The 26,040-nt window shown below is 66.4% G+C and carries 21 protein-coding genes; 12 read left to right on the forward strand and 9 right to left on the reverse strand.

The features are described 5' to 3' along the window. Positions 1-259: 259 nt before the first annotated feature. Positions 260-478, reverse strand: coding sequence for a hypothetical protein (locus OJB03_RS05010; protein WP_263785703.1), 219 nt, complete (start codon positions 476-478; stop codon positions 260-262). A gap of 414 nt (positions 479-892) precedes the next feature. Between OJB03_RS05010 and OJB03_RS05015 the strand changes: the two genes are divergently transcribed. The 8 genes from OJB03_RS05015 (at position 893) to OJB03_RS05050 (ending at position 9,800) form a co-directional block, all read left to right on the forward strand. Beyond that, complete coding sequence (locus tag OJB03_RS05015; protein ID WP_263785704.1) at positions 893-1,246, forward strand: hypothetical protein; 354 nt, start codon at positions 893-895, stop codon at positions 1,244-1,246. Between the two features lie 261 nt (positions 1,247-1,507). After that, positions 1,508-2,305, forward strand: coding sequence for a metallophosphoesterase (locus OJB03_RS05020; RefSeq protein WP_263785705.1), 798 nt, complete (start codon positions 1,508-1,510; stop codon positions 2,303-2,305). A 205-nt stretch (positions 2,306-2,510) separates the two neighbouring features. Next, positions 2,511-4,256, forward strand: coding sequence for an L-aspartate oxidase (locus OJB03_RS05025; RefSeq protein ID WP_263785706.1), 1,746 nt, complete (start codon positions 2,511-2,513; stop codon positions 4,254-4,256). Positions 4,257-4,264: 8 nt separating this feature from the next. Further along, positions 4,265-4,870: a hypothetical protein gene (locus tag OJB03_RS05030; RefSeq protein WP_263785707.1), complete on the forward strand. Its 606-nt coding sequence runs from the start codon at positions 4,265-4,267 to the stop codon at positions 4,868-4,870. Positions 4,871-4,918: 48 nt separating this feature from the next. Further along, complete coding sequence (locus tag OJB03_RS05035; protein ID WP_263785708.1) at positions 4,919-7,009, forward strand: ATP-binding protein; 2,091 nt, start codon at positions 4,919-4,921, stop codon at positions 7,007-7,009. 33 nt (positions 7,010-7,042) lie between these two features. Continuing rightward, on the forward strand, positions 7,043-8,419 hold the full coding sequence (locus OJB03_RS05040; RefSeq protein WP_263785709.1) for a hypothetical protein: 1,377 nt from the start codon (positions 7,043-7,045) through the stop codon (positions 8,417-8,419). A 70-nt stretch (positions 8,420-8,489) separates the two neighbouring features. Next, on the forward strand, positions 8,490-8,819 hold the full coding sequence (locus tag OJB03_RS05045; RefSeq protein ID WP_263785710.1) for a hypothetical protein: 330 nt from the start codon (positions 8,490-8,492) through the stop codon (positions 8,817-8,819). Positions 8,820-8,867: 48 nt separating this feature from the next. After that, positions 8,868-9,800, forward strand: coding sequence for an SDR family NAD(P)-dependent oxidoreductase (locus tag OJB03_RS05050; protein WP_263785711.1), 933 nt, complete (start codon positions 8,868-8,870; stop codon positions 9,798-9,800). Positions 9,801-9,873: 73 nt separating this feature from the next. Here the strand turns inward: OJB03_RS05050 and OJB03_RS05055 are convergent, their stop codons facing one another. Beyond that, positions 9,874-10,368, reverse strand: coding sequence for a CBS domain-containing protein (locus OJB03_RS05055; protein ID WP_263785712.1), 495 nt, complete (start codon positions 10,366-10,368; stop codon positions 9,874-9,876). 587 nt (positions 10,369-10,955) lie between these two features. On the opposite strand from OJB03_RS05055, the gene OJB03_RS05060 reads away from it, so the two are divergent. After that, complete coding sequence (locus OJB03_RS05060; RefSeq protein ID WP_263785713.1) at positions 10,956-12,179, forward strand: FAD-dependent oxidoreductase; 1,224 nt, start codon at positions 10,956-10,958, stop codon at positions 12,177-12,179. 129 nt (positions 12,180-12,308) lie between these two features. Here OJB03_RS05060 and OJB03_RS05065 read toward each other — a convergent pair whose 3' ends face one another. The 4 genes from OJB03_RS05065 to OJB03_RS05080 all read right to left on the reverse strand — a co-directional run bounded on the left by OJB03_RS05065 (position 12,309) and on the right by OJB03_RS05080 (position 17,341). Then, positions 12,309-13,997 (reverse strand): CCA tRNA nucleotidyltransferase, encoded by a 1,689-nt coding sequence (locus OJB03_RS05065; RefSeq protein ID WP_263785714.1) that lies wholly within the window; start codon positions 13,995-13,997, stop codon positions 12,309-12,311. A gap of 169 nt (positions 13,998-14,166) precedes the next feature. Then, on the reverse strand, positions 14,167-14,886 hold the full coding sequence (locus tag OJB03_RS05070) for a bactofilin family protein (protein ID WP_263785715.1): 720 nt from the start codon (positions 14,884-14,886) through the stop codon (positions 14,167-14,169). A 45-nt stretch (positions 14,887-14,931) separates the two neighbouring features. After that, positions 14,932-15,960 carry a ParM/StbA family protein gene (locus tag OJB03_RS05075; protein WP_263785716.1) on the reverse strand — a complete coding sequence of 343 codons (1,029 nt, stop codon included), beginning with the start codon at positions 15,958-15,960 and terminating at the stop codon, positions 14,932-14,934. Positions 15,961-16,174: 214 nt separating this feature from the next. Next, positions 16,175-17,341: a D-TA family PLP-dependent enzyme gene (locus OJB03_RS05080; RefSeq protein WP_263785717.1), complete on the reverse strand. Its 1,167-nt coding sequence runs from the start codon at positions 17,339-17,341 to the stop codon at positions 16,175-16,177. Positions 17,342-17,480: 139 nt separating this feature from the next. Between OJB03_RS05080 and OJB03_RS05085 the strand changes: the two genes are divergently transcribed. Next, positions 17,481-17,990 (forward strand): thioredoxin family protein, encoded by a 510-nt coding sequence (locus OJB03_RS05085; RefSeq protein WP_263785718.1) that lies wholly within the window; start codon positions 17,481-17,483, stop codon positions 17,988-17,990. A gap of 43 nt (positions 17,991-18,033) precedes the next feature. Here OJB03_RS05085 and OJB03_RS05090 read toward each other — a convergent pair whose 3' ends face one another. From OJB03_RS05090 to atpD, 3 genes are all read right to left on the reverse strand, one after another. Then, positions 18,034-20,064, reverse strand: a complete 2,031-nt coding sequence (locus tag OJB03_RS05090; protein ID WP_263785719.1) for a peptidylprolyl isomerase — start codon at positions 20,062-20,064, stop codon at positions 18,034-18,036. Between the two features lie 320 nt (positions 20,065-20,384). Beyond that, positions 20,385-20,834 carry an ATP synthase F1 subunit epsilon gene (gene atpC / locus OJB03_RS05095; protein WP_263785720.1) on the reverse strand — a complete coding sequence of 150 codons (450 nt, stop codon included), beginning with the start codon at positions 20,832-20,834 and terminating at the stop codon, positions 20,385-20,387. A gap of 92 nt (positions 20,835-20,926) precedes the next feature. Next, the gene (gene atpD / locus OJB03_RS05100; RefSeq protein WP_263785721.1) at positions 20,927-22,429 is read right to left on the reverse strand and encodes a F0F1 ATP synthase subunit beta; all 1,503 of its coding nucleotides are present in this window, start codon (positions 22,427-22,429) and stop codon (positions 20,927-20,929) included. 275 nt (positions 22,430-22,704) lie between these two features. Here atpD and OJB03_RS05105 point away from each other — a divergent pair, with 275 nt between their 5' ends. Both OJB03_RS05105 and OJB03_RS05110 read left to right on the forward strand, forming a co-directional pair. After that, positions 22,705-25,293, forward strand: a complete 2,589-nt coding sequence (locus OJB03_RS05105; protein ID WP_263785722.1) for a zinc-dependent metalloprotease — start codon at positions 22,705-22,707, stop codon at positions 25,291-25,293. Between the two features lie 243 nt (positions 25,294-25,536). Then, the gene (locus OJB03_RS05110) at positions 25,537-25,908 is read left to right on the forward strand and encodes an Hpt domain-containing protein (RefSeq protein WP_263785723.1); all 372 of its coding nucleotides are present in this window, start codon (positions 25,537-25,539) and stop codon (positions 25,906-25,908) included. Positions 25,909-26,040 lie beyond the last annotated feature (132 nt).

The following is a 26,040-nucleotide window of genomic DNA, read 5'->3' on the forward strand; positions in this document are numbered from 1 at the left end:
CGGGTCCTGATACCAACTGGGCCCCCAGCGCGATGGGGCGCCAATGTCACGCGTTGAGTTGACACACAGGGGTTTTTTCTTCGCGGTGAAGCCGTGCTGCTTCTCGTCGAGAATCTCGACCCTGGTGGCGTCGGACGTTTTGCCTACCAGGTCGAGTCGCACTTCGCACACGTGCAGGCCAACCCCGGTGACGGCGCGCCTGTCTCATCGAAGGCGGGATGGGGCGCAGGATGGGTACATCGACGAGCCCAATAGCAGACTAGAGTGAGTCGGACCACTGTGAGATCGTCTCACTGGCGGGCGGGCCCCCGTCGTCTTCGCTGGAGTCGGCTTCGGCGGCCCGGTCTCTTCGCTCTCGACCGTGTTGCGTCGTGCGTCTGCGTCCGACGGAATTGAGGGACGAGCTGCCCCGCAGGACAATGAAGACGACACCGATGGCCACGAGCAGGCCCGCAGCAATACCAAGTTCGGTCAACATGGCCCCGGACAAAGTCGATTCTGGAGGCTCAGGGGTAACGGTACGCGCATTCTACAAAAGCAGGAACGCTCGCCGGGCGCTGAATGTGCCTTGGCGTGACTGTGCAGCCGCAGCGGTCCCCAGCACAGAGGGGGCCCGGGGTCACCCAGTGCACGACTCGGATCCGCAGCATTGGCACCACGAAGAAGGAACCACTGGCCCTGCACGCTCAAGACCGCGACCGTCGGCACGCGATTCCAAATCATGATGAGAGGGGCAGGCGTGTCCTTGTTGGGTTGGGAGGGAGGCCGCTACGCAGTTGAAAGCTGTTCAGACTCAATCTGCGCTGCCACGAACCGGCGGACACGCTGGCCCGGGGGGAGAACTGTTGGGGGAGAACTGTTGGTGTCCCGGAACCAACGCCGTTCGTGGCAAATGCTTTTTTCCACCCCCCAGACCCTCTATCGCTTCACCTATCGGTCCGTGATGTCTGAGGCCACGCTTTCCTCCCCCCTCAGTCTGAGAGGACGCACCTCATGGTTTGGCGAAATTGAGCTCTACGACGAGAAAATCGTGATCTCGGGTTGGGCGTGGGGCGGCCCCTTCCGCGAAGAGATTCCAATTCGAAGCATCACTGCATTCGAGACGTGGTCCCATCGGAAGGGGACCAACTTCCGATTGCGAATCGAGGATCAGGCGTCGGTGCGGGGGAAGATAAAGAAGGGACTGGGCCTGTGGCAGACCAAGCTAGAAACCGACGAGCGAATACACTTCAAGCGGCGACGCTGACGACGCAGTCCCGCTCATAAATTTCCTAAACGGGCGTCCGGTCGCCTGCGCTCCTCTACAGGATGGGGGCTTTCTACGGAAAGAGAAATGCGTCTCAGGCGAAAGCAACTGCACAGGCCCTGCCGAGGTTTTCGGTGTCGGCCCGCTGGGCACTTCTGCCCTCAGGATTCGTCAGTATGCAGTGGAGAGAGCTCACTCTCTTCGGCGTGCTTTCCACCATACGCCCCTGTTGAGATTTGCGCCCAGGCGCGTCCCTTGCCAATGCGGCTTCGCATCCTCAGTGACGTTCACATCCGGGATCACGGCCCGCCCGACCTGTGTCGCCGTGCCGCCCCACCCGCCGACGCCATTCTCATTGCGGGCGACACCCACCGGGGACCGGACGCCATTCGATGGATGCGGTCTGCATTTCCAGAGCGCCCGGTCGTGTGTGTGGCCGGAAACCACGAGCACTACGACGGCTGTCTCGACTCTACGCTTCACACGCTTCGACAGGCCACGGACGCCCCGTCCGCCGCGGCCGGTAGAGGAGCAGATCCGAACGGGGTGTATTTCCTCGAGCGGAACGAGATCGTCCTCGGGGACCTCCGGATCTTGGGGTGTACCTTCTGGACCGACTTTGCCCTGTTTGAGGGCCAGCGGGCCCGTGCGATGCGTGCCTGCCGGGCCAATGTGGACGACTACCGGCGCATCCACCTGCTCCGTGCACGCCGTGCACTCCGGCCTCGGGATACGGCGCGCACTCATCAGACGTCGGTCCGGTGGCTGCGAGACCGCTTCGGGGAAGCGCCTTCCGGCGTGTGCAAGACAGTCGTGCTCACCCACCACCCCCCGTCGCCCCGATCCGTGGATCCGCGGTACGCCGACAGCCTCACCAGTGCCGCTTTTGTGGCCCGTGAGGGGCCGCTCGTCGAAGCCTCCGGCGCAGCGCTCTGGGTCCACGGACACGTCCATGCCTCCTTTGACTATCGGCTCGGCGACACGCGGGTGCTGTCCAATCCGCAGGGGCACGGCGACGAGAATCCCGGCTTCCAGTCCGACTTGGTCGTCGAGGTGTAGGTCCCCGCGGGAATCTCCGGGGGGGAGGCGGAGACGGGAGTAGAACTGGGCAGCGCTCTGCCGTGCCACCGTTCCGGCAAATGATGTCACCACGGCTGTTACGTTCTTTCTATTCTTCATTTGTAGCAGAAAATGAAGAATATCGGCACCCCCCTCGTCCGTTGTGGCAGTGTTAGTAAGCAAATGCACGACCAGAGCACGCCCTATGAGTACCCCTTCCAATCCTGAAACCGTATCCACGAGTGTTCTCATTATCGGGGCCGGCGGGGCCGGGCTCCGCACCAGCATCGAATTAGCGAAGCAGGGAGTCGACTGCCTCGTGCTGGGCAAGCGCGCCCACGGAGACGCCCACACCATTTGGGCCGCAGGGGGCATCAACGCCTCCCTCGGCAGCCTCGACCCCGAAGACCGGTGGGAGATTCACGCCGCCGACACCCTCGATGAGGGACACTTCGTAAACGACCCCACGGCCGTCGAAACGCTCTGCAAGCGGGCGCCGGACCGCATCCGAGAGCTCGCCGAGTGGGGCATGGACTTCGACCGGACCGACGAGGGCAAGATCAACCAGCGCTACTTCGGCGCCCAGTCGTTCCGCCGCACCTGCTTCGTGGGGGACCGCACCGGGCAGGCCCTCATGGATACACTCGTCCAGAAGGCGATGGACCTGGAGATTCCGTACCGCGAGAACCTGTACATCACCGATTTGATGGTGGAGGACGGACAGGCTGCGGGGGCCGTCGGGTTCGACATGGATGGGGGACAGCCTGTGGCCTTCGACGCGGACGCCGTCGTGATCGCGGCGGGCGGCCATACCTCGTTGTACCGCCGCAGCTCTTCGCGCACCGACGAGAACACGGGCGATGCGCAGGCCCTGGCGTTCAACGCCGGTGTGCCGCTGCGCGACATGGAGTTTGTTCAGTTCCACCCCACTGGCAAAGTGAAGCCGGAAGCGGAGGCCGGGCACCTTGTCACCGAGGCGGTCCGTGGAGAGGGCGGGCGGCTTTACAACACGGAGGGAGAGCGCTTCATGGAGCGCTACTCGCCGACGCAGATGGAGCTGGACGCCCGCGACGTCGTGGCCCGTGCCAACGAGCAGGAGATCCGTGAGGGCCGGGGGACGGAGGACGATGCTGTGCTGCTCGACATTTCCCACCGCGACGACGACTACATTCACGACCGGCTTCCGCGCATGGTGGAGGAGTTTGCAGAGCACGGGATTGACATTACTGAGGAGCCGATGGAGGTGGCTCCGACGGCCCACTACGCAATGGGCGGCATCGAGGTCGACTTCGAGACGGCCCAGACGCAGGTCGATGGCCTGTACGCCGTCGGCGAATGCACGGCCGGCGTGCACGGAGCCAACCGGCTGGGCGGCAACTCGCTCATCGAGACCGTCGTCTTTGGTCAGGTGGCCGGAAACCACATTGCCGAAACGTTGGGGACACGCACGAGCCCGTCGCTCTCCGACGCGGCAGTGCGGGACCATGTCGCCACCCAGGACACGCTCGCAGCGGCTGAGGGAGGTCACACGCCCGCCGAGATCATGGATCGGCTCCGCGATCTGATGTGGCAGCACGCGGGCATCCTCCGTGACGAGGACGGTCTCCTGAACGGCCTCGGGAAGCTGCAGCGGCTCCGCGCCGACGCCGAGGACCTGCAGGTTCAGGCCGACCGTACGAGCTTCCGCTACGAGCGGGCACAAAACCTGCGCTTCATGTTCACCACGGCGGAGACGATCCTGCGGGGGGCACTGGAGCGCAAAGAGTCGCGGGGTGCCCACGCCCGCACCGACTACGAGGCGAAAGACCCCGACCTGCGGAAGAACATTCGGAGCCTTCCCACGGGCGATGGTGGAATGGAAATTGGCATGGAGGCGGCCGGACGGCCCTCTCGCCGCGTTCAGCAGGCCGTCGACGAAGACCATGAGCTCGACTATCACCACCTGGAGTAACCCCCCTGATGCCTCGCTTCCGGACGGGCCCACTCGCCGCCGCGTTGGGAATCCTGCTGCTAGGCAGTGCCGTGGCGCTGCCCCAGACCGCTGTCGCCCAGACGTCTGGCCCCGACCCGCTGGGGGCCGACGCACACTGGGCGGCATTCCGGAGTGACGTTCTGAGCCCCGGGTTTTTCTTTCGGAGCGTCGGGTCTGCCACCGGATCCCACCTTGACGATGATCCGGGCGCCTGGGGAGAAAACATCGGCGGGTATGCGGCCCGTGTCGGGTCCAGCACAGGCGAGTCGTTGCTCCAGACCGGCACGATGCACGGGCTGGCCGCCGCCCTGGACCTTGACATTCGTCCGTGCCTACGCCGCCACAGCGGCCTGGGCGCTCGGCTTCGGCACGCGGTGCTATCTCCGTTTATCGCCCGGACCCCCACCGACGCTCGCGTGCCGAACGTCCCGAATATTGCCGCGACCTACGGCGGCGCCCTTGCCCAGGCGCGCTGGGAGCGGGGGAGGTGGACGCCCGGCCGTGCCCTCCGAAGTACAGGCGTCTCCCTTGGAATCGACGTTGTGATCAACCTCTTTCGGGAGTTCTTGGGAACGCCGCTCAGCCGCGACTAGGCACCCGTCGCGACGCACTCTTCTGTAGTCTTTGTTTGTATGGCTCCGATGGCCGAATCCACTCCTGACACTCGGCCGTCCGATGCTCCGGACGACCCGGTCGAGGCCCTTACCGTCGACGCGCTCCACACGGCCCTGAACGATGCGGGGTACATCTGCTCCCGTGAGCGGGCGCGGAGCGTGCTGGCCGCCCTCATGACCGATCCCCTCGGGGGCTTCTTTGCGTTCGGACCGCCCGGCACCGGCAAGACATGGCTTCTGGAGGTGCTGGGAGACATCCTGAACATGGACACCTTCTTCAAGCAGGTGAGCCCCGGCAGTCGGGAGGAGGACCTGATCCTCGATCTGCTCCCCGACGAGGATGCGGAGAGTGGGATCAAGAAGCAGTGGGGCGAGCTGCCGAAGGCCGTCCGCGCCAGCCATGAAGGCAATACGCTCCTGATCCTCGACGAATGGGACAAGACGCGCCCCACCGCTGACGCCTTCCTCCTCGACTTCCTGCAGAACGGGCGGGTCAACTACGGCGACATTCAGGTGCAGGCGAACATGGACAATCTCTACGTCTGCATCACGCTCAACGACGAGCGTGACCTGTCCGGGCCGGCCCACCGGCGGATGCCGTACCTGCACTTCGAGCCGCTACACCCCTCGCTCGTGCGCGAGGCGCTGCGCCGGTCGCACGGCGGTCACCCTTATCTGGAGGCCGCTGTTAACCTCTACGTGCGGTGTGAGCTGTCGATGATGGAGAAAAGCTGCACGATCCAAGAGTTGCAGCAGCTGCTCGACGCGATCAGCATCCTCGGCCCCGACGACGCTGACTGGGACCAGCTCGTGCTCGACTACGTGACGAAGGACCGGGACAACCATCGGCTCCTGAAGAAGGCCGAGGACGTGGATACGTCCGACTGGGAGGACGCGGGATGGACGGAGGGGGCCGAGACAGACCCGCTGGACCCGTCCGCATACGCCCCGGTCGACCTTCCGGACCAGGCGCCGGCGCCCAACGGTGAGGGGGATGAAGAGGCCCGCCTGCCCCCCATGGCGGACGTGAAGGGATACACGCCCCCCCAAAACGACGAGGCCCCGGACCTCGCCACCGCGTTCGCCGCGCTGGAGGGAAGCGACTCCGTCTACGATGCCCTCACCCGTCAGGAGTCCCCGGCCGAGACGCCAGACCGCTTCGGGCGCGTGCAGGTGCAAGGGGACACCATCACCTTCGACGCCCCAGTGCCGCTTATGGAGCACGACGGGTACGCGGCCGAACTGTGGGGGCACCCGGGGGAGGTCGTGTTTGTGGAAGAGACTGCCACCCGTGCAGATCTGCGCCTGCTCCAGCAGGAGCGGGGACTGGAGTTCATCTCCTACGCCGACGATGAAATCATCGGGCGCTGCGACGGGCTACACCTCCGCTGGACACCGGACATGGGTGCCGAAGTCATCGCGCCCACCGCCCGGCGGGACGCGTTCGACGACCTGTTTCGGGGCACCTGGCTGAACGAGGCCGAGATCGCGGGGCCTGCCGACCTGCCCACACCCGTACTCGCCCGCCTGGGGACGCAACAGGCGGGTGTCGTGGAGGCGCGGCATGCCGACGAGCCCGTGGCGGACCCGTATTTCGCCGGCGTCTTTGACTACTGGACCCAGAGTGAGCAGGACACCGTCGAGACCGCCGAGGTCTCGGGGTACGATTCCTTCATGGACTACGCAGAGTCGCACGCCGACCCGCTGATTCTGGAGGGCGACGCCGTTTACGCCCTCTTCGACGGGCTGCTGATCGGCCTCGTCGGGGAGGAGAACGACTACCTGGTCGTGTCGGTGACCGGGCCGTTCGACCCTGCGCTCGAGTCGTACCTCCAGTACTGGCTGCCCAACGCCAAGCTTTCCCTGCGTCGGAAGGCGGCTGTTCAGGTTCCCGCCAAGACGCTGGTGCAGGACCACGGATTCGGCGTGGTCCGCCCCTCCGACGACCGCCCGAGTCCGGGCAAGAAGCTCGTGCGCGTCCAGGATGGAATCAGGAGCATTTACCGCGACGGGCACCTCACCGTGGGCACTCAGATGTCGGGTCGGCAGATCACGGCCCACCGCGCAGAGCTCCTCATTGGCAACATCGACCAGACGCTCAACGAGTTTACCGGGTAGCGCACCGCTCCGCACTGCACCCCTTCCCCTGCCATGCCTGACTCGGTCTCCGACAATGAGCCTCCGAACCCCGAAGCTGCAGGGGACGAGGAGCCGTCCCCCGCGGTAGAGCGCCGCTGGCGACCCGTAGCCGACGCGCCGTTCCGCACGCCCACCTCACCGGAGGGGGACGTACCGACCGATGCCCCTGAGTCGCCCCCCGATGCCCCCCCCGGCGACGAGGGGCCGGGGCAGGGCGATCAGGACGAGGGGGCCCCCGACCCGTCTGCGGACCGCCCCCCTGAGCCCGACCAGGGTCAGGGCGGATCGGCACCTCCGGGGCACACGGGAGCAGAGAGCCCCTCTCCGGCCGACGAGTCCGCGCCCCCGGCCGGGGGCAACGCCGTGCCGGATGAGCCGTCCCGGTCCGGAAGCGAGAGCGCTGGAGAGGCTATGCCCTCTGACATGGGCGCGCCCGACGCAAGTCCCCCCGACGTCAGCGATCTAGAGGGCAACCCATCCGATTCACCGCCCGCCCCTGCTGATTTAGATGGGCCAGAGGACACACTCCCGCCGCAGGCGCCCTCCGACGAAGAGAGAGAGGCCGCTCGCCAAGTCAACGACGAGGCCCTGACAGACGACTCCGACGACGGGTCGTGGATCGACCAGGCCCAAGATCCCCCTGAGGTCCCTCCCCTCGGTGAAGAACAGGAGGACGAAGAGGAGTTCTTTACCGATGAAAACCGCCGCGCGCATGGAGCCGAGCAGGTGGAGGAGGAGCTTCAAGAGTTCGCCTACGAAATCAACAAGGGCACCGCCGACACCGAGTGGACGCCTTCGGACCGGGAGGACCACCGAATTGCGTCGATGTTTGCCCGCCTCGTGAGTAAGGTAGCCGAAGACATGAGCTACCAGCAGGTCCCCGGGGATGAGTTCTGGGACCCGCGCAAAATCATGCGGCGGCAAATCGACCGTCGGCCCCTTCAGCACTGCAAGATGGACTACACGAAGCGCCGGCTGGCTCTGCTGGTCGATACCTCGCCCTCCTGCCGCGACGAGGCGGTGTTTTACTCGAAGGTTGCCACCGGCGCCCTTCTCCGCGACGACATCGACATCTTCCTGTGTCCCAACGGGCGCATTGACGCCCACTTTGATCCGGGTCCGATGCGGTTCGTCAGCGACGACCGGGGCTCTTCGTGGGGCCTGGGGGGGCGTGTGGTCCTCTACTTTACCGACTGGGACGGAACCGACGAGATTGTAGAGCACTCTCGGGACTGCACCCTTTATTGGTTCGACAACTGCCCCCCGTCAAACTACTGGGAGAGCACGCGGGATCGCCATCAGCGGGTTCGTCTCCAGTACCGAGGGCGGCACTTCCACTGTCCCGATACTGAGACGTTTGGCCGGCTCGCGCGCAAGATTCGGCCGTGAGGCCGCGACCGTTCACGCCCCTGCGGCCGCACGCGCTCCACCGATGCTCTTCCGGTAGCCCAACACGTCCATGCCCCATCAGACCCGCCTGTTCGCGTCGCCCGACGAGAAGCCTTCGGAACTCGTGCGGACGATGAAGCACCTCGCGGAAACCATACTTCCGGAAAAAGCCGCGTCGGGCGACTATCCGGTGCGGTTCGACCACTGCTTCAAGCGCATCGCGTACGACGTAGCGGTGGGCGCGAAGTGGGACACCGAGGTGACGCCGCCCTTCTACGCACACGCCACCCCAAAACAGATCCGTCGCGCCGTGGACGTGCTGCAAGAGATGGCGGAGGACCCGAACCGGGCCGCCGAGTACAACCGCCATTCCCTACGCTACCGCGACGCCGGCGCGTAGGGACCACTGCCCCGCTTTCTATTCTGATTCTCCATCCCCAGCCGTCCAATGAGTACACGCCCTGAATCGCTCGCCACCGTTACGGATATCGACTGCACCGGACGTACGGCCCTCGTCACCGGCTCCACCAGCGGCATTGGCCGTGTGGCGGCGCATGCGCTCGGCCGCCTCGGGGCGGAGGTAATCGTACACGGCCGCGACCGCGAGGCGGGGGAGGCGGTCGTTGAGGGCATCCGTGAAGAGGGAGGCGAAGCGACCTTTGTCGCGGCGGACTTCACGGACGCCGCTGCGGTGCGGGGGCTGGCAGAGACGGTCCGGGCACGCACAGACGGGCTCGACCTCCTGCTCAACAACGCTGGTGGGCTGTTTCGGGAGGGACGACTCGTGGAGGGCATCGAGCGCACGTTCTACGTGAACCATCTCGCCCCGTACCTGCTGACCGCCGACCTGCTTGACCATCTGCGCGAGGACGCTCGCGTCGTCACGACGGCCTCCGATGCTCACCGCGGGGCCCAGCTTGACCTAGACCGCGTGCGCACCGTCGACGGGTACTCTGGAATGGGGGCCTACGCCCACTCGAAGCTCGCAAACGTGCTGTTCGCGTCGGAGCTGGCCCGACGCCTGGACGCCACGGGCCGTTCCGTCGTGTCGAACAGCCTCCATCCCGGGTTCGTCCCCGGAAGCCAGTTCGGGCGGTTCCTGCCCGGTCCGCTCTCGGGCCTGTTCCGGATGCTGGGCGTGGTGCCGGGCACCTCGTCGGTGGCCGACGGGGCCGCCGAGATCCTGCACGTAGCCGTATCCCCCAACACGGCCGATGCCTCGGGGCGGTACTTCTCGGGACAGTCTCCTGCTACGCCGGCGACCGCGGCCCAAGATCAGGCGGCCGCCGAGCGCTTGTGGCACCGGAGTGCGGAGATGCTGGGCATGGACGCGCCATTGACCAACGTCGCGTCCGAGTCGACCACAACCGAAGCGTCGTAGCCTCCGTGTCGGCCAGTGTGGTTTTCCCTGGAGGCGTCGTGCCGCGGCCCCACCAATCGAGTACTGTCTCGAGCTATCCGTACTGGCGCACGACGTACTCTTCCTCCATGTGCTCGATCAACTGAAGGGCCTTGGACTTGGCCGCCTCCGAGAGCTGCCGCATGCAGTCGCGCATCGAAATGATGCCGCTGAGCTGCCCATCCGTGTCGACCACCGGGAGGTGGCGACACTGCAGGTCGCGCATCTGATCGAGGGCATCCTCTAGCGACTGGGCCGGCGTGACGGTTGCCACGTCCTCTGTCATGACGGTTCGTACCGCGGTGTCCTTGGGGGCGCGTCCCTTCAGCGACATCTTGCGCATGTGGTCGCGCTCCGTAAAGATGCCCGCGATGTCGCCGTCGGCCGTTACTACAATGGAGCCGACCCCAATCTCGGCCATCCGGTCGATGCAGTCGTAGACGCTGTCTTGAGGCGCGGCGGTGAGTACGCTGGTCGGGTCGTGAAGTGCGCCCTTCGCCTTGAGCACATCTTCGACGCTGGAGTTGGGAATCGTGGGTTCGTCTTTCATTGGAGGAGGGGGACGTGAGAAAGTCGGCTGGAGGGAGTGTCAGCCCGCGGGGTCAGCGAGGGCACGTAGGCGGGAGGGGCACACGGGTAGAAAAGACGGGCCGGATGGATTCTGTCGGGTCGGAGGGCAAGTGAGTGTCCACGCAGTCTCCGCTTTTCCCATCCCCGCCGCACCCGCTACTGGCTCGAAAAATGCCCTACCGGGGGAGTGATACGCAAGCAAGCGGCCATTTGGTCGGCCGGTACGGTGCGACCAAGTCTAGTGGATAACGAGGTACCGCCGAAAAAGGCATGTGCTGTCTGAATGCAGCTTTTATCTGCTCCGCTTCAGGAAGGTGCCCCCAATACCGGCCCAAACGTGACGACTCTGGGATCTAACCTTACGGGTGTGTTATCTCGGGGGGCCAGATCGCACTCGGCGCACCGCTTCCTTGAAGTCCCGACTCTCCTGTGGTAGCAGTAGCGGGCATGAGGTTGTAAAAGACATGTCTCATATCGCCAATGTCCGGAAAACTACACCCTGTGAGGTTTTCCATCTCTCGTGAAGGATACGGACACTTCAAACCTTTATACGCACTTCTGCCCTCGATGAGCGACTCTCCCGCGGTACTTGTGATTGGCGGTGGTGCTACGGGCACGGGCATTGCCCGGGACCTTGCATTGCGCGGCGTTGAGGTCCTTCTCGTGGAACGGGATGGGCTTTCCAGTGGGGCCTCCAGTCGTTCCCACGGACTGCTGCACAGTGGGGCCCGCTACGCTGAGGCCAACCGAGTAGGGGCGGAGGAGTGCATCGAAGAAAACCGCGTGCTCCGGTCCATCGCCGGGGCCTGCATCCGTGATACCGGTGGCCTGTTTGTCCAGTTGGCCGACGACGACCCGGAGTACTTTGAGGAGAAGCGGGCCGCCTGTGACGAGATTGGCATCGAGACGGACGTGCTTAGTGCGGCGGAGGCCCAGGCCCATGTCCCGGACCTTTCGGGCGAGGTGGAGCAGGCGATGTGGGTTCCCGATGGGGTGGTATATCCATCGCGCCTCAGTGCCGCAAACGCCGCCGACGCGGAGGCCCATGGCGCGCTTGTTCAGCCCCACGCTCCCCTCGAAGACCTAGTGGTGGAGGAGGGACAAGTCGTGAGAGCAATGATCGGGGGGGCGGTCGACGCGGCGGTTGAGCCCACGTACGTCGTGAACGCGACGGGGGCTTGGGCGGGGACGGTGGCATCGATGGCGGACGTCAACCTGGGGATGGCCCCCTCGCGGGGCGTGATGATCTCGGTGGAGTATGAGGGCCTCGGCCCGGCGCTCAACCGCTGCCGCGACCCGGACGACGGGGACATTGTTGTGCCGCACGACGACGAGGTGGTACTGGGGACCACGAGCGTGCCGGTGACGGACCCGGACGACTACGAGGAGGCTGAGTGGGAGGTCGAGACGTCCGTTCGGGAGTGTGCCGCCATGCTGCCCCCGGTGGCCGACGCCCCGACGGTCCGCACGTGGTGGGGCGTGCGGCCATTGTACGCCCCCGACGAGCAGGCGAGCAATCGGCGCGGCATCTCGCGGGGCTTTACCACCGTGGACCACGCCGCCGATGGGGTGGACAACTTCGCCAGCATTGTCGGCGGCAAACTGACGACCTATCGGCAGATGGCCGAGGCCGTGTCCGATCACGTCTGCAGCGAGCTCGGCGTGGACGCCGCGTGCGAGACGGCGACCCGCCCGCTGCCCGGCGCCGACGATCCCGATCGGCTCGACGAGTTCGTGGCGGCCTACGACGGCCAGGGACCCACCGATGCAGATGTCTCCGGCCAGGAATAACACTTCTGTCCACGGGCTCGCCCGGCGACAGGAGTAGGGCGAGGGCACGGCCCGCCGGAAACAGGATGCTCCCCCCCGTGACCCCCCGCTGTTGCACAGGCCGATCGATCCGTGCGTCAACGGGTGCGTCTACGTCTCCCCTTCGGGGGAGGACCCGTCTGACAGTGCCTCCTCTTTTACGGTGTTGAGGCGTGCCAGTGCAGCCTCACGGTCGTCCGGCAGGTCTGGGTCCTCGAAGACGACCTCCTTGATCGCCCCCAGCGCCCGGTTCTCCGGCCCTTCGAGCCGGTCCTGCATCGCTTCGAAGAGGGCGCCGCGGCGGAGGGCCTCGTCCTTGACCGCCATGAGGTAGTCGTAGGCCGCGTCGTGCTCGTTGGGAATCTCGCCGTCGAGGATGGCCTCGCGAATCCAGGTTTTGGCGATGCCCACGGCCACCCCCTCCTCGATCCCCAGTGTCTCCATGATTTCGTACCCGTCCACCGGCGGCTCAAAGTTGCGGAGGCGGTCCTTCTCTTCTACAGCCCGCATCTTCTTCTCCACGCGGTCGAAGGCCCGCTGGTAGCGGCGGCGCCGGTCCGGGTTGTTCGAGGTTACGTCCGACCGCACCAGTGTCATGAGGTCGTCCACATCGTCCCCGGCCTCGTAGAGCAGGCGGCGCACAGCGGAGTCGGTTACCTTCTCGTCCGCCAGCGCGATGGGGCGGAGGTGCAGGCGCACGAGGGTCTGCACGTAGTCCTGCCGCTCGTCGGTCGGCAGGCGCCACTTGCGGAAGAGGTCCGGAATCATGCGGGCGCCCACGTCCTCGTGGCCATGGAAGGTCCAGCCGTCCTCCGCGTCGAACCGCTTGGTCTTGGGCTTGGCGATGTCGTGAAGGAGGGCGGCCCACCGGAGCCAGCGCGTCTCCGTTCCGGGCCGGTCCGACGTTCGCTCGGCGACATTGTCGAGCACCTCGAGCGTGTGGTAGAAATTGTCCTTGTGGTCGCGCCCGTTTACGACGTCGACGCCCTTGAGGCGCTGAATCTCGGGCATGAAGTGCGACAGCACGCCGGAGGCCTCCAGAATCTTGAAGCCGATGGACGGCGTCCCGGCCTCCAGCATCTTGTGGAGCTCCTCGGTGATGCGCTCCTGACTCAGGATCTCGACGCGGTGGGCCTGTGTCCCCATCGCGTCGAACACACGGTCGGACACCCGAAATTCGAGCTGCGTGGCAAACCGGGCGGCCCGGATCATGCGGAGGGGGTCGTCCTCGAATGTATCCTCCGGGTCGAGGGGGGTCTCGATGGTCGTCCGTTCCAGGTCGCGCCGGCCGTCGAATGGATCGATGAGTTCGCCGAAGCGGTCCGGCGTGAGGTGGATGGCCATTGCGTTGACCGTAAAGTCGCGGCGGTACTGGTCGTCCTCCAGCGTGCCGGCCTCCACCTCCGGCTTCCGAGAGTCGGAGCGATAGCTCTCCTTCCGCGCGGCCACGAACTCCAGCACGAGCGCGTCGTCCGGGTGGTCGTCGGGGAGCGCGTCCTCGGCGGGGATGCGGATCGCGGCGGTGCCGAACTTGGGGTAGACGTGCGCGGTGTGGCCGCCCAGCTCGTCGCCTACCGCCTCGGCCAACGCGATGCCGGTCTCGGGCCCGACGGTCACGAAGTCGAGGTCCGTGGTGGAGCGGCCCAGGAGGACATCGCGCACCATCCCACCTACGGCGTATGCCTCAATGTCCTCTTGCTCGGCCACGCGCCCGATTGTGCGTAGGATCGACTCGTAGGGAACGTCCCGCAGCCGGTCGGACAGGGTGTGGATGTCAGCGTACGAGGAGGCCTCCGTCATGCCGTCGGGACGTGTTGAACACCAATTTCGCAGTGTGTATGGACGGCACAGGGCCCTGGTTCGTTCGGTGGACGGGTGGCTTTTCGCCGGCAATTTGGGAGATCGGGTGGTCAGGGCGGAAGCACGCAGGCCATTGTGCCCACCGACCGCCCACGGTACGACAGGAAAATCACCACTCAATCGTGGAGAGGGTGTCCACGTCGTCGGTGTCCTCGGCGTCCTGGCCGTCAGGCTCGGGGGCGGACTGCTCCGCGTCCGGTGCGGCCGACGACGAGGGCGACTCTGGAAGGCCGTCTCCTTCCTGAAGGGGGCGGACGGGTGCGGTGCCCTTCGTGGTGTTCCCGTCCGTGGTGTTCTCGGGGGAAGACGACGGCTCAATATCGAGCGTGACGGACCGATCGGCGGCCTCGGAGGGTTGGCCCGACGAGTCGGCCGGGGGCTCGTCGGGGGAGGACGAAAGGGCAGGAATTGCGTACGTCTCGGTCGAGAAGAAGGCCTCCTTCAAGGCCGGAATCCGATCCGCGGTATCGCACAGGCCCCCTTCGAAGTTGGCCTCGTCCTCAATCGTGAGCGCCTCGGCGCACAGGATGCCGTGCACCGATGCGGTTTCCATCACGACAAGGTCCGTCTGCGCATGCAGAACGCCCTCTGCGTCGCCGGCGATCCGAATGGAGCCGGCCTGAATTTCTCCGTGAATGGTGCCTTCCTTAGACACGTGTACGTGCCCCTCGGTGGTCACATCCCCGTCGAGCACCCCGTCGACCCGGAGGTCGTCCTCCTTCAGGTTAAACGTTCCTCGTGCGGTCGTGTCCTCTCCGAGAACCGAGAGGGCCGACGAGGGGCCGGAGGCGTCATCATCGTCGGTCGAGCGTTGAAAGAAGTCGAACATAGAAGCCGGAAATTGTTCGAACGGAACAGGCGATTGGCATCCGGGCTACGCGGGTTCTTGGTCGAACAGCGTGACGGAGGTATTGGCGTTGCCCAGATCGAGCCCGACGGCATGGTCCGGGCTCTTGCCGTTCACGCCGGCGGAGTGGAGCGCGAACCCTCGGCTCACATGCGTGGCCGGGTCCGGCACCACCTCCAGGGAAAGGACTTCCCCGAACTCATCCTCGAAGGCGTCCACGAGTTCTGTGTAGAGTGCGCCGCCCCCGGCGAGGTACATTTTGTGCGTCTGTCCGAAGTCGCTGTCGTCGAAGGCCTTCTTGAGGGACGGGGAAATGATGTCGTCGTAGTAGATGCGGAGCACCTTTTGCCGAAGCTCCGACAGGTCGTACTGCTGGCGGCCGGCCACGACGGTGCCCCGGCGCATCGCCATGTCGATCTGGTGCTCCGTGGGCATGTTCAGGTAGTGCTTCTCCCGAAGCCGCTCGGCCATCATCGACGTGGCGTAGCGGAGCCCGTGTCCGCTCGTCGCCGTTCGCTGGACGGGGCCGGAGGGGAGGCTCAAGACAGACTCGAACGTTCCGTACCCCAACGAGACGGCAAAGAACGGGTCGTTCTCTTCGAGGTCCCCCTCGCGGGTCGCCGTCACGTGGCCCTCGATTTCCGGAAGAACCTCGACGTTCGTAATGTCCACGCCCACGACCGAGTGCTCGCCCTGTCCAAACGGGCGCCCGTCGAACTCAATTTCCTGCTCGCCCTCAATCAGGTTGCCCGCGCTCCGGCGGTGGACCCGGTACGACGAGTAGGGGAAGCCGGTCGTCAGCGTCAGGGGCGTATTGGCCCCGCCGGCCTGGGCGATCAAAAGCCCAGCTCGCAGCAACAGCCGGTAGTCGAGGTCGGAAGGACCGTTGTTGATGCCCTTGTGAGGGGCCGTCCCCTCACGGAGGGCAAGGTCCCCGACGACGTACTGCTCATCGTCGACCTGGACCTTCAGGCCCTCGAGAAGGCCATCGGCCACGTCGACCAACTCGGTTGCGTTGGTTTCGAAGACACTCGGAAATGATTTCGTTTTCAGCATCGCGCTAAAAGTTTCAAGAGACCCGGACAGCGAAGTCGGCACGTTCTTAGACGGAGGAGCCGACTGGATCCTTTGTTATCGCCATGATTGTCGGCGTATTAAGCGCGAGCACGTTTGAAAAAGAAGAGACGACGAGTGCCTGGGCCCCGGTGGGACGAGAGAAAAGCACCCGGGCCCAGATGAGATGGCCCCGAAGAAGAAACGAGAAGCAGAATTACCACCCTCGGGCGTTGACCGACCACGCATCGACGACGGAGGGGCCGTCAACGACGTGGAGGGTGTCCTGGCTGGCGACGGTGACGCAGGCGTGGTTCGGAACGATACGGAGCCGGTCGCCCACCGTGAGGTCGGCGTCGCCGGCCATGGTCAGCCACCCGTGCTCTTCGGAGAGGTGGTCGACATGCAGGCCCGGGTGCGGACGCATCGCCGCGGCGTCGGCCAGCGCGATCCCGTATCCGTCCGTGCCGTGGCCGGTGTCCGTCGTGAACACCTTCTTCCCCGCGTCCACGAACGCGCGGGCTGCGTCGCCGGGCTTTGTCTGGGTGCTGATGACGGTCGTGAGCACGGTGAGCGCGCAGTCGTCGAGTGAGGCTGCCCCGAGGGCGACCTGCATCGCGTCGTGCATCACGTAGTTGCCGGGCCGAATCTCGGTCACGCGAAACCCGTCGCGCTCGGTGTTCTCGAAGGCGGCCATCGAAGGCGTCGAGCCGACGCTCACCTCGAACGTGTTCGGCGTGACGCCCGAGACGCCCGCCTCGCTCAGGGCAGAGGCCACGGACAGCATCCGGTCCCGTTCGTGCCGCGCTGCGCGATGCAGGGCCTTCTCCTCTGTCTCGTCGTCGGACGGGCCGCTGTACGCCTGCCCGGCGTGCGTGAGGAGGCCCGTGAGCCGGAGGCCCGGCAGCGACGCGATCCGGTGCCCCAGCGTGACGGCGGCCTCCGGGGCCGACCAGTGTACGCCGCAGCGCCCGTGGCCCACGTCCACCTCCATCAGCACGTCGACAGGGTCATCCGCGGCCTCATACACGGCCGACGCCTGCTCGGCGCCCGCCACGGTGTCCACCGTAAACGAAACCGTCGCGTCGCCGCGGAGCGTTTGCAGCCGCTTATGCTTATCGCGTCCGGTGACGGGGTAGGCCACGCGCACGTCGTCGAAGCCCGCCTCCACGAACGTTTCGGCCTCCCGCACGGTGGCTACGGTGAGGCCTTCGGCGCCGTGCTGCTGTTGTTGCCGGGCGAGGGCTACGGACTTGTGCGTCTTCACGTGGGGACGGAGCGTGACGTCGTTCGTATCCGCGAGGCCCTGCATCGATGCCAGGTTGTCCTGCAGGCGCGACTGCTCGACGAGGAGGGACGGGGTGGAGAGGTCCGTTAGAGTCATGGAAGAACGCTGGGGGGAATGAAGGAGCGACCGTGGAAGGCAGCGATTGGTGGGGAGACACAGGCGTTAAGAGAGGAACCTTCCGTTCCTCAATCCCATCGGACAAGAGCCTTTCCATGCCCACCGCCGCTTCGTCACAATGCGTCTGCCTCCTACGGTCCGATCGTTCGTTTTCGCGGCGGTCCTTGTTCTCGCAATGGGTGGGGGACGCGCCCACGCCCAGATGGAGATGCCGCCCCAATCGCTTGGCGCGGTGATCGAACAGGCCGAGGCGCAGGAGACGCCCATCTTGCTGGACATCTATGCGCCGTGGTGTCCTTACTGCCAGAAAATGCAGGAAACGGTCTACGCCGACTCGACGGTGCGCGCAACGCTGGAGCGCCAGTTCACCTACGCCCGCCTCAACCGCGACACCACGGCGGGGGCTCATCAGTTTGAGGGCCGCACGCTGTCGTCCAAACAATTGGGACTGGCCCTTGGGGCCCGGGGCGTGCCCACCACCGTCTTTATGACGCCGGACGGCACCCCGATCGGGCGACAGCCGGGTTATATCAAACGCCCCATCTTCCTGCAGATGCTCCGGTACTTCGGGTCCGGGGCCTACGAAGAGCAGAGCTTCGAGGCGTTCCGGAGCCAGGCGTCGGAGTGATGCTGGCGGAGCGCCGGGCGCACCGAGAGCGCATCGCTCAGCCCTATTCGTTTGTCGCCTCTACCTGGGCTGATTCAATCCGGTCGTAGGCGCGGAGTTGATCCACCACGTCCATCCCGTCCGTCACACGTCCGAACGCCGTGTAGCCGCCGTCCAGGTGGGGCTGCATGCTGTGCGAGACGAAGAACTGGCTGCCCTCCGTGTCTTTGCCGGCACTGGCCATGCCGATCGTGCCGCGGCGGTGGCCGATGCGCGTGGCCTCGGTACGGAGGAAGAATCCGGGCCCGCCGAAGCCGTCGCGCCGTGCAAAGTCGCCCCCCTGCACCACGAAGTTGGGCACCACGCGGTGGAACGGCACGCCGTTGTAGCGGCCCTCTCGGGCAAACTGCGTGATGGCCTGCGTCGTCTGCGGCGCCTGTTCGGCGTCAAGCTCGACCGTGACCGTGCCCCGGTCGGTCTCCAATACGAGACGCGGGTGCGGGCCGAGCTCCTGAAGGAATTCCCAGTCGATTGGGGGCGTATCGGGCAGGGGCTTCGGGGCGGCCGTCACCGTCGTGTCCGTCGCTTCGGAAAGCCCCTGCGCGGCAGCCCGGCGGACGGCATGGTGTGGGTGGTCGAGGGCGTCGCGGAGGACCGATTCGGCCGTCGTGCCGCCGAGACTGCCAAGGGCCTCCAGCGTGGCCGCCATGCCTTCCAGGTCGTCGGGCGTGGCGAGGGTGCGGTAGGTGGCCGCGAGCGTGTCGGCCGCGCCCACGGAGGCAAAAGCGGAGTCGGCGAGGGCGGGGGCGCCGTGGTAGAGGAGGGCCGGGTCGCCCCGGCGCACGGCAGCGGCCAGGCGCTCGAAGGTGATGTCCGCGCCGTCCGGTCGGGTGCGCTCCCAGCGAGACACGACGGCCTGCACCCCCGCGGCGGCCACGCGCACGTCGTCGCTGCGGAGGGCGGCCCCGATCAGCGAGTCGGCCCGGGGCGCATCGAGCGGGGCGAGGGCGGGCAGGGCCGCGGCGTAGGCGACCGGCGACCGTTCCGTGCGCCAGCGAGTGACGGTGTCGAGGACGCGCTCCGGGCGCTCGTTGCGGGCGAGGCCGCGGAGGAGGGGCGCCACCACGCGCCATTCGTTCGGATGCGCATCGAGCCAGGCCCCAATTGCGGCATTCCGGTCGGGCGACCAGTCGAGCCCGGCCAGCGTTTCGGCGGCGGTGCGTGCCACGAGGGGATGGCCGTCGTTGAGGGCACCGACGAGGGCGCTTCGTGGTTCGTCGGTGGGGGAGCCCGAAGAGAGCCCCCGGGCAGCCTCCACCCGCGTGCGCCAGTCAGGGGCCGTCCGGAGCCAATCTGCCAGGCGAGGGGCATCGGAGGAGTCGCCCGTTGTGCCCACTGCCCGAAGCAAGTGCATGGCGGCCGGGTCGTCGGGGGCCGTGTCGTTGAGCACGGCACGGATTGTATCGGCGCGGCCGGCGGCGAGGGCTTCCACCCGCCCCAGTGCGTACGCCGCGTTGCGGCGCGTCCACGGGTCGTCGGACCGTAGGTGGTCCAGAAGCCAGGTCGTGGCGGTCGAGTCGGTCACGCCGCGCATGCCGTAGCGAGCGATCGTCAGTGCCAGGTCGGAGTGGCGAGCCGGCGGGGGGCGAAGCTGGATGAGGCTGCGCAGAGACTGAGCGTCACCCGTCGTGCCGAGCGCCTCAATGAGCCGTCGCTGCACCGAGGGATCGCGCTCGACGCTCAGCGCCCGGAGCAGCGGGGCGTCTGGCACCCCCGACGGCATCTGGCCGAGGGCGAACGCGGCGTCGGTGCGGACGAGGGGGACGCTGTCGCGCAGCAGGTCGAGGAGCCCGGGAATGGCACTGGTGTCCTGGACGGAGGCGAGGGCGAGGGCGGACCGGCCCCGCACGTCGGCGTCGTCGGCCCCGATCTTTTTGCGCAGCAGGGTGCCGTTCCGATCGACCTGTGCCTCCACGACCGCCTGCAGCGCAGGGCGCGTCAGCAGGTCGTCGGACGGACGCTCAAGCATCGGCTGGGCGGCCACGCCCGTGAGGCTCCACAGGCAAACGAGAGGGAGTACAAGCCAAGTTCTCATGGGGGGGCGGGGCAGCCGAAAGGGATAGGAAGGAGCAAAAGCGAACGACACGGCGCGTGTTCGCACCCTTCCTGCTGAGTCCTCGCATGGCTTCATGCGCACTGCCCGACGGTCGGGTCTCCGCGATCCATTGCTGGTGCCGCCGCGGGGGAGGTGCTTCCCAACGGAAGTGCTGGGAAGACCTCTCGGGAGGGCCCAAGAGTAGATCGACTGGGGGGCAACCCGGGCAAAGGACGCCGGAGAAGTGGGAACGGCGTCCCGATTACGTCACAAAGACACTCGGAGCAAGGGGCACAGAAGTTTCCGGCGCACGATGCGATCTACGACTGTCGCGTGCCGACCTTGCCCATGGCGACCCGCAGACGATTCCGGGCCCGGTCGCGGGCAGCCTCGTGGGTCTCACGCTCCTCTTCCTGTACACCTTCCTCCAGGCGCCGCTTGGCGCGCTCCTGTGCGCTCTCGGCCCGCTCCACGTCAATTTCCGAGGCCGGCTCCACCGTCTCGGCCAGCACGGTGACCTTGTTGTCGATGATCTCCAGAAAGCCACCGCTCGTGGCGAAGATAATGCGGTCGTTGTGCATGTCGGCGTACTCGTGGGCCGCCTGCGTCTTCACGATGAGGGGCCCGATGCCGAACGCGGAAATCATGGGGGCGTGGTCCTTGCGGACCTCGAACGAGCCTTCAATGCCGGGGGCGCGGACGCCACTGGCCGGGCCCTGAAACGAGCGCTCGTCCGGCGTCACGATGTCAACGGTCAGTTCGTCGGCCATGGGGCGTCAAAGTCGGATTTCGGGGTGCGAAGCTCGAATGCGCGACGAGGGCACGGTCGGTGGACCCCTGCCGTCCGCGATTCGAACGTGGGTTATGCTTCCTCGGCCATCTCCTCGCCGGCCTCGATGACCTCGTCGATTGGGCCCTTGAGCAGGAAGGCCCGCTCGGGCAGGTGGTCGAGCTCGCCGTCGAGAATCATGCGGAAGCCGCGGATGGTCTCCTCGATGGGCACGTACTTGCCGGGCTGGCCGGTAAACTGCTCGGCGACGAAGAAGGGCTGGCTGAGGAACCGCTGCACGCGCCGGGCGCGGTTGACGGCCTGCTTGTCCTCGTCGCTCAGCTCGTCCATTCCGAGAATTGCAATGATGTCCTGAAGCTCCTCGTACCGCTGGAGGATCTCCTTCACGTCCTGTGCGGTCTCGTAGTGCTCGGAGCCGAGGGCCCGCTCGTTGAGCATCTGGCTCGAGGAGTCGAGCGGGTCGATGGCCGGGTAGATGCCCTGCGTGGACAGCTGGCGCGAGAGGACGGTCGTGCAGTCGAGGTGAGCAAATGTGGTGGCCGGCGCGGGGTCCGTCAGGTCGTCCGCGGGGACGTACACGGCCTGAAAGGAAGTAATGGAGCCCTCCTGCGTCGAGGTAATGCGCTCCTGGAGGTCGCCCATCTCGCTGGCGAGCGTCGGCTGGTAGCCAACGGCGCTCGGCATGCGTCCCATGAGGGCGGACATCTCCTGCCCCGCCTGTACAAAGCGGAAGATGTTGTCGAGGAAGAAGAGCACATCGCGCCCCCCGAGGTCGCGGAAGTACTCCGCGATTGTGAGCCCAGTCAGGCCCACGCGGGCGCGAGCGCCCGGGGGCTCGTTCATCTGGCCAAAGACGAGCGAGATGTTGCTCTCGCTGTTCATCGCGTCGAAGTCGACCTTGTCGAGGTCCCAGCCGCCGGACTCCATCGACTCGCGAAACTCCTCGCCGTAGGTCATCACGCCGGCCTCAATCATCTCGCGGAGCAGGTCGTTGCCCTCGCGGGTGCGCTCCCCAACGCCGGAGAAGACCGAGAGGCCCTCGTGGGCCTTGGCGATGTTGTTGATGAGCTCCATGATGAGAACCGTCTTGCCGACACCGGCCCCCCCGAAGAGGCCGACCTTGCCGCCCTTTGGCACGGGCTGGATCAGGTCCATCACCTTGATGCCGGTCTCCAGTACCTCCTGCGACCCGGTCAACTCGTTGTACTCGGGCGGGTCCTGGTGAATGGCCCGGCGCTCGTCGACGTCCGGCTCCGGCAGGCCGTCGATCGGTTGGCCGACGACATTGAAGAGGCGCCCCCGGATCTCTTCGCCGATGGGCACACTGATGGGCTGGTTCGTCGCCGCGATGGCCTGTCCGCGCTGCAGTCCGTCGGTCGAGTCCATCGCGATGGCCCGGACGCGCCGCTCGCCAAGGTGCTGCTGCACCTCCAAGATCAGGTCGCGGCCGTCATCCTGGTCAATCCGGAGGGCGTCCAGAATGTCGGGCACGCCATCGCGCGGGAACTCGGCGTCGACGACCGGACCGAGCACCTCGACAATTTTGCCCTTGACTTCGTTGCTTCCTACTTCCATGAGACAGGGTCAGTTATTCGATGAGAAGAGGGGCCAGACGCTGTAGAAAACGGCGACGCTCCGCCGAAGGATATCGGGCCAATTGTGGGGTGATCGCACTCGAAAACGTAACAGGCACCGACGGAAAATGCCTATGCGACGGATGAGAATTCCACGGTCGCGCCGCAAAGAATCCAGGAATTTTGTGTCGGTATGCATTTCGGTTTTCGTTGCTTGATTTCGTAGGTTCCGGACGGTGTCGCGTTCCATCCCTACATCAATCCGGTTCTGCACCCATGCGTTTTGGATCCTCGCACGCCTCGCCGCGTCTCCTGTGTCTTGTGCTCTTTCTGTTCGGGGCGATGGGACTCACCCCCCTCCCCCTCCTCGCGCAAGACACGGAAGATCCATCCTTCCCCACCATCGCTGAGAAGACCGAGGGGATGACGAAGATGGATGGGCACGTTCCGGTCTACTGGGACGAGACGACGGGCACGCTGTGGTTGGAGATTTCTCAGCTCGGTACCGAGATGCTTTACGTCAGCTCGCTCCCCACCGGGCTCGGGTCAAACCCCGTGGGCCTTGACCGCGGCCAGCTCGGCACGCAGCGGGTCGTCCGCTTCGAGCGGACGGGGCCGAAGGTGCTGCTCGTGGCGCCCAACCTGGACTACCGCGCCAACTCCGACAACGGGTACGAGCAGGACGCGGTGCGGGAGGCGTTCGCGCCGGGCGTCCTGCACGGCTTCACGGTGTCGGCCGAGAGCCCCGATGGCCGTGTGCTCGTCGACGCGACCGATTTCGTGGTGCGCGACGCCCACGGGGTGGTCCGTCGCCTCAAAAACAGCGGGCAGGGAGCGTACGCGCTCGCGGAGGAGCGCAGTGCGCCTGTTCTTGAACACGTGAAAGCCTTCCCGGAAAACACAGAGCTGGAGGCCCGACTTACCTTCACCACGGATGGCGATCCGGGGGCGTACGTAGAGCGGACGGCGGCCGCGCCCCGCGCCATCACGCTCCACGTGCGCCACTCGCTCGTCGAATTGCCCGACACGGCCGGATATACGCCGCGCCGCTTCGATCCGCGCTCCGGGCTCTTCTACGCGGACTACATGGACTTCGCGACGCCCATCGGGGAGTCCATGACGAAGCGGCTCGTCAACCGGCACCGGCTCACCTGCGCGGAGGCCCCCGGCGCGGACGGGCTGTGCTCGCCGGAGGAGCCCATCGTCTACTACCTCGACCCTGGCACCCCCGAGCCGGTGCGCAGCGCCCTGCTCAACGGCGCCCGGTGGTGGACGGAGGCTTTCAAGGCCGCGGGCTTCGAGGACGCCTACCGGGTCGAGGTGCTGCCGGACAGTGCCGACGCGATGGACGTGCGCTACAATGTCATTCAGTGGGTGCATCGCCGCACGCGCGGCTGGAGCTACGGCGCCTCCGTGACCGACCCGCGGACCGGCGAAATCCTGAAGGGGCATGTCACGCTCGGGTCCCAGCGCGTGCGGCAGGACTACCTGCTGGCCGAGGGCCTCCTGGCGCCGTACCAGGGCCCGCACGCCGGCGGCATCCCGGCCGCGGACGATCCGATGCTGGAGATGGCGCTCGCCCGCATCCGGCAACTGTCGGCGCACGAGGTGGGGCACACGCTGGGCCTCGCCCATAACTTTGCCGCGTCGGTGAACGACCGCGCCTCGGTGATGGACTATCCCGCCCCGTTGGCCCGCGTGGAAGGCGATTCCGTGTCCCTGGAGGGTGCTTACGACACCGGTGTGGAGCGGTGGGACAAGAAGGCCATCCAATACGCCTACGCCCGTCCGGGCCCTGATCAGACCGAGGCCGCGTTGCTCGACAGCCTCGTGCGGGCGGCGGAGCAGGAAGGGCTCCGGTACGTGACCGACGCCGACGCCCGTCCGGCCGGCGCCGCCCACCCGAAGGGCAACCTCTGGGACAATGGACGCAACATGGTCGACGCCCTCGACCGGGAGATGCGGGTGCGGGACGTGGCCCTCGACCGCTTCGGCGAGGCGGTCGTGAAGCGCGGGGAGCCGCTGGCTCAGATGGAAGAGGCGCTCGTGCCGCTCTACCTGCGCCACCGGTACCAGGTCGGGGCCACGGCAAAGCTGATCGGGGGAGAGACGTACGAGTACGCCATGCGTGGAGAATCGGAGGCGCGAAGGTCTGAGCGCGTGCCGGCCCAGCGCCAGGCGGCCGCCCTCGACGCCTTGCTGGCCACGATCACGCCCTCGGCGCTGGCGCTGCCGGCGGCCGCCCGGGACCGCATTCCGCCGCGCCCGCCCGGTCACCCGGACAACCGTGAGCTGTTCGAGGGACGTACGGACCCGACGTTCGACCCCTACGCCCCGGCCGAGGTGGCGGCCACCATGGTGCTCGACGCCCTCACTGTGCCGGAACGAGCCCTGCGCCTCATCGAGCAGCGGGATGCCAACCCCAATCTTCCGGGCCTGCAGGGCACCCTTGCAACCATTACCGATGCCGTCTGGAAGGCCGACCCGCCCGCCGACGGGTACCGGGCCGAGGTGCAGCGAACGGTGCAGCAGGTGTGGACGGACGTGTTGCTCGACCGCGCTGGCGCGGAGGACGGGGCGCCGGCGGTACAGGCCCGCCTCGAACAGCACCTGCGCACGCTCCGCGACTGGCTCGCGGGTCATCCGGGCGAGGGGGCAGAAGCAGAGGCCCACCGGACCGCCATCCGGGCGTCGATCGACCGGTACTTCGACCGGTCCCACGACGCAGCGTCCCCCCCGGCCACCGTGGACGCACCGCCCGGATCCCCCATCGGGCAGGCCCCAGGGTATCATCGGCGCCATGCCCAGCGACAGGCCTGGCTCGATCAGTGGACCCCGTCGGTCTGTTCGCGGCAGAGGCCGTAGAAGGGGCTCTCCATTTCTTGCATGTTTTTTGCGCGCACAATGGCCGTGCGAGCGCCCCCCCTCGGAGCACTCGTGCACGCGGGGGCTCGGCGGCATGAGGGAAGATTCTCCGCTTTGGTCCGCGCCGATGGGAAGATACGCCCTTTCCGTCGGGCCATGGACGGGAGCAACCCCGTCCCCTGCCGCGCCGGGCACGTGAGACGCCGAGGCAACCACTGGATCGACCTAGACGACTGGAGCCCCATGGCTACGCCTGCTGTTGACCGAGACGCCCTCGTCGAACTTCTAGACGGGAACCCAAGCGTCATCGTGACTCTCATCGACTCGTTCCTGAATGACTGTTCGGACTACATGAACGCCATCCGGAACGCGGTTGAGAACGAAGACGCCGAGGCGCTGGAACGGGAGGCCCACGGCCTCAAGGGGGCTGCGGGCAGCCTTCGGGCCTCTCCGTCCAGCGAGGCGGCCCAGGCGCTCGAAGAGATGGGTCACGCGGAGGACTTCACGGGCGCCGAGGCCGCCCTGGGTACGCTAGAGGCCGAAATTGATCGCCTCAAGGATGAGCTTCGCGCCCTCAAGAGGGCGTGTCAGGAGGCCACTGGAAGGGTAGACTGAAGGTCGATCTTGACTGTCCTGGGCTCCGTGCCGCCCTGATCGGGCGTGTGTCGGCCCTCAATCGGCTGAGAGGTTCACGACAGGCCCCGTTCCGGGTTCGATTTGCGCCCCCATTCGGTTCTGCTTTCGCCT

The organism is Salinibacter grassmerensis (assembly GCF_947077765.1).
Taxonomy (GTDB): Bacteria; Bacteroidota; Rhodothermia; order Rhodothermales; family Salinibacteraceae; genus Salinibacter; species Salinibacter grassmerensis.

What these genes read in the sequence shown, in the direction of transcription:
- OJB03_RS05010 (WP_263785703.1), bottom strand. Translation starts at nt 478, where the DNA reads ATGTTGACCGAACTTGGTATTGCTGCGGGCCTGCTCGTGGCCATCGGT.
- OJB03_RS05015 (WP_263785704.1), top strand. Translation starts at nt 893, where the DNA reads ATGCTTTTTTCCACCCCCCAGACCCTCTATCGCTTCACCTATCGGTCC.
- OJB03_RS05020 (WP_263785705.1), top strand. Translation starts at nt 1,508, where the DNA reads ATGCGGCTTCGCATCCTCAGTGACGTTCACATCCGGGATCACGGCCCG.
- OJB03_RS05025 (WP_263785706.1), top strand. Translation starts at nt 2,511, where the DNA reads ATGAGTACCCCTTCCAATCCTGAAACCGTATCCACGAGTGTTCTCATT.
- OJB03_RS05030 (WP_263785707.1), top strand. Translation starts at nt 4,265, where the DNA reads ATGCCTCGCTTCCGGACGGGCCCACTCGCCGCCGCGTTGGGAATCCTG.
- OJB03_RS05035 (WP_263785708.1), top strand. Translation starts at nt 4,919, where the DNA reads ATGGCCGAATCCACTCCTGACACTCGGCCGTCCGATGCTCCGGACGAC.
- OJB03_RS05040 (WP_263785709.1), top strand. Translation starts at nt 7,043, where the DNA reads ATGCCTGACTCGGTCTCCGACAATGAGCCTCCGAACCCCGAAGCTGCA.
- OJB03_RS05045 (WP_263785710.1), top strand. Translation starts at nt 8,490, where the DNA reads ATGCCCCATCAGACCCGCCTGTTCGCGTCGCCCGACGAGAAGCCTTCG.
- OJB03_RS05050 (WP_263785711.1), top strand. Translation starts at nt 8,868, where the DNA reads ATGAGTACACGCCCTGAATCGCTCGCCACCGTTACGGATATCGACTGC.
- OJB03_RS05055 (WP_263785712.1), bottom strand. Translation starts at nt 10,368, where the DNA reads ATGAAAGACGAACCCACGATTCCCAACTCCAGCGTCGAAGATGTGCTC.
- OJB03_RS05060 (WP_263785713.1), top strand. Translation starts at nt 10,956, where the DNA reads ATGAGCGACTCTCCCGCGGTACTTGTGATTGGCGGTGGTGCTACGGGC.
- OJB03_RS05065 (WP_263785714.1), bottom strand. Translation starts at nt 13,997, where the DNA reads ATGACGGAGGCCTCCTCGTACGCTGACATCCACACCCTGTCCGACCGG.
- OJB03_RS05070 (WP_263785715.1), bottom strand. Translation starts at nt 14,886, where the DNA reads ATGTTCGACTTCTTTCAACGCTCGACCGACGATGATGACGCCTCCGGC.
- OJB03_RS05075 (WP_263785716.1), bottom strand. Translation starts at nt 15,960, where the DNA reads ATGCTGAAAACGAAATCATTTCCGAGTGTCTTCGAAACCAACGCAACC.
- OJB03_RS05080 (WP_263785717.1), bottom strand. Translation starts at nt 17,341, where the DNA reads ATGACTCTAACGGACCTCTCCACCCCGTCCCTCCTCGTCGAGCAGTCG.
- OJB03_RS05085 (WP_263785718.1), top strand. Translation starts at nt 17,481, where the DNA reads ATGCGTCTGCCTCCTACGGTCCGATCGTTCGTTTTCGCGGCGGTCCTT.
- OJB03_RS05090 (WP_263785719.1), bottom strand. Translation starts at nt 20,064, where the DNA reads ATGAGAACTTGGCTTGTACTCCCTCTCGTTTGCCTGTGGAGCCTCACG.
- atpC (WP_263785720.1), bottom strand. Translation starts at nt 20,834, where the DNA reads ATGGCCGACGAACTGACCGTTGACATCGTGACGCCGGACGAGCGCTCG.
- atpD (WP_263785721.1), bottom strand. Translation starts at nt 22,429, where the DNA reads ATGGAAGTAGGAAGCAACGAAGTCAAGGGCAAAATTGTCGAGGTGCTC.
- OJB03_RS05105 (WP_263785722.1), top strand. Translation starts at nt 22,705, where the DNA reads ATGCGTTTTGGATCCTCGCACGCCTCGCCGCGTCTCCTGTGTCTTGTG.
- OJB03_RS05110 (WP_263785723.1), top strand. Translation starts at nt 25,537, where the DNA reads ATGGCTACGCCTGCTGTTGACCGAGACGCCCTCGTCGAACTTCTAGAC.